Below are 2,662 nucleotides of genomic sequence, written 5' to 3' on the forward strand. Positions count from 1 at the left end.
TATGATCCGGATATAGGTAGATTTACCCAGCCAGACCCGATTGGGTTGCTGGGTGGGTTTAATCTGTATCAGTATGCATTTAATTCTCTAATGTGGATTGATCCATTAGGATTAGCACCATGTGCTAAAGTAAGTGAGTTTGATCGTATAAAAAGTGGTAAAGTCTATAGAGTTATTAGACAAGATGAAAACATATCTTCTGGATTGTTTTCACTAAACCCAAATAATATAAAAACGGTTGCAGGACATGTAACATCAGGAAGTCGTTCTCCATCTCAGTTTATATCTGCAACCAAAGATTTAAGTATCGCTGAAAAATGGGCTAGTAAAACTGGAAATAGAATAGTTGAAATAGACTTGAGTAAAATTTCGGGTGGGGCAATTGATATATCTTCTACTAAAGGTCTTGACCTCTTAGGTAATCAATTTGCAAGACGATTAGCTAAAGGTTCTTCGGAGGTGCTATTTGACGCACCTATTCCAGCAAATGCAATAAAACTAATTAATTAGGTATTTTATGAAAATTATAAATTCTGATGTTAATGAAAAGATTATCGGTGTAGTTGAAAAAATTAGATTACTAGATAAGTTAGATGAACAAACAATGAATGATCTCTATACTTCACTGGATGAGATGGTAACTAATTATAAAGAAAAAAATTTTATTTCAAAGGAATTAGCATATAATCTTTTAGTCCTGCATGACAATTTAGAAGGTGCTTTAAACTTTGGTTCTTATGAAGACATGGAGTATATAAGTAATATTAATTCAAAAGTAAGCGAATATATTGAAAAAATATTTCTAAGTTAAAAAGAAAAACTGAAATTAAATCAGGATGACTAATGGTACTAACACTATGACGCCCTTGGCAGATGCATTGAAAAACGGAAGTTAGACCGCGAAGGTTAACCGTACAACCGTACCCGCTTTCTATGGGACGGCTTAAGAATGATTCAGGAAACCGGCCCGAATTATCCTACCAGCCTATATATCTATACAGATCAGAACAGCTACGAACCACTGGCGCGGATAGATAAACGAGGTAATGACCCAGAAAGGGTAATGTACTTCCACACCGACCTGAACGGCTGTCCGGAAGAACTTACCGATGCAAACGGTAAAATACTTTGGGAATGCAGCTTTCAGCTATGGGGAAAGCGGATTCATGAAATTGAGCACGAATCAGTAGAGCAAAACCTCAGATATCAGGGACAATATTTAGACAGAGAAACCGGCTTACATTACAATACTTTCAGGTATTATGATCCGGATATAGGTAGATTTACTCAGCCAGACCCGATTGGTTTGGCTGGCGGATTGAATCTGTATCAGTATGCGCCTAATGGGTTGACTTGGATTGATCCGTTGGGACTTTCTGCTTGTGCGCCGACCCATCATCTTGCCACAAACAAACACTCTTATTGGTCTGATCTATTTAGAGACCTATTTAAAAAGAATGGACTGGGTAAATTTAAGAATGGAAATTGGCGAAAAGATGTTCTTAATGATCCATTAAATAAAATAGATGTTCCAGGACATAAAGGTCCACACCCAGAAGAAATGCATCAAGAAATATATAAACGTTTAAAACAAGCTAGTGATAAAAGTCCAGAAGCATTTAAAGAAGCTTTAGCAGAACTTGGTAAAGAAGCTGTGACCCCAAATTCATGGTTAAATAAAATATTAACTAAGAGTGACTAATAAATGAAATACTTTAAACTAAATCCAAATGTTAACAGCAAAAAGTGGAGAGGATGTATTATTCCACGTGATGAGTTGATTGATGATGGAGGTAATGTAATTCCCGTTGATTTTTTGTCTTTAATAAAAATACCTACAAACAAAAAACTTTTTTTTAAAAAATTAAGGGATGGTTATTTCTCACCAATAAGTACAATTGGAGCTAAATATCTCCTTTTTGATAGTAAAATTAATAGGATAAACAATATATCGGGTAATGGTGTTAAATTAATTCCTATTTCTGATAGTGAGAAGCCAGAAAAAGCATATTTAATAATGTACCCTTTTGAATGTGTTGATTGTGTTAACTGGGATTTATCTGAAATAGACTTATGGCCATCAGGCTATGTTCCAAAAGAATGGGAATCAAAACGTGGGCGTTTTTTTCTAAAACCAGCTATCCACGAAAATAAAATTCCTAAACATTTAGATGCATTTTGTTTAAATGAATGGGATGGGGCATTTAATATTATTATTTCAGAAAGACTTAAAAATAAAATATTATCACTTGATTTTGATCATTCATTTTTAGAATTTTATGAGCTAGTTCAAACGTAAATTAAATAGCAAAAATTTGTCTATAACCTTTAATTTTATCGTCATAATACAGACTTACATCCAGCCCGATCATTATCTTATTTTAGCGTTTGATAATTTGATAGATGGAAAGTAGAAGTAGGACTATATAGATAACTACTAGTCCTAATTGATGATTTTGGACTGTTGATAATATGACATCAATTACTGGTACAGGTGGTGATGCGACTGATCACGATGCGAATAATAAATTCTTCTAAATAGATTTAAAACTACAACTAGAGTTACTTACGACCCACTGGGCAACCGCATCGCCACCACCCTGCCGGATGGGCGCACCATCAACAGCCTGTATTACGGTTCCGGCCACCTGCACCAGATAAA

At 34.8% G+C, this 2,662-nt stretch carries 4 protein-coding genes and 1 pseudogene; all 5 read left to right on the forward strand.

The genetic code is table 11. The features are described 5' to 3' along the window. Nucleotides 1-510 (forward strand): RHS repeat-associated core domain-containing protein (locus tag BGI33_RS03190; RefSeq protein ID WP_144235345.1); only part of this gene is annotated, 510 nt, incomplete at its 5' end. A gap of 7 nt (nucleotides 511-517) precedes the next feature. Continuing rightward, nucleotides 518-811 (forward strand): hypothetical protein, encoded by a 294-nt coding sequence (locus tag BGI33_RS03195; protein WP_025315306.1) that lies wholly within the window; start codon nucleotides 518-520, stop codon nucleotides 809-811. Between the two features lie 138 nt (nucleotides 812-949). Beyond that, a complete protein-coding gene (locus BGI33_RS13950; protein ID WP_180298959.1) occupies nucleotides 950-1,702 on the forward strand; it encodes an RHS repeat-associated core domain-containing protein in 753 nt (250 codons plus the stop codon). 3 nt (nucleotides 1,703-1,705) lie between these two features. Beyond that, complete coding sequence (locus BGI33_RS03205) at nucleotides 1,706-2,299, forward strand: hypothetical protein (protein WP_065610589.1); 594 nt, start codon at nucleotides 1,706-1,708, stop codon at nucleotides 2,297-2,299. A 253-nt stretch (nucleotides 2,300-2,552) separates the two neighbouring features. Continuing rightward, nucleotides 2,553-2,662: pseudogene (locus BGI33_RS03210) on the forward strand (RHS repeat protein); the annotation flags it as partial.

It is taken from the genome of Snodgrassella alvi (assembly GCF_002777425.1).
Lineage (GTDB): Bacteria > Pseudomonadota > Gammaproteobacteria > Burkholderiales > Neisseriaceae > Snodgrassella > Snodgrassella alvi_B.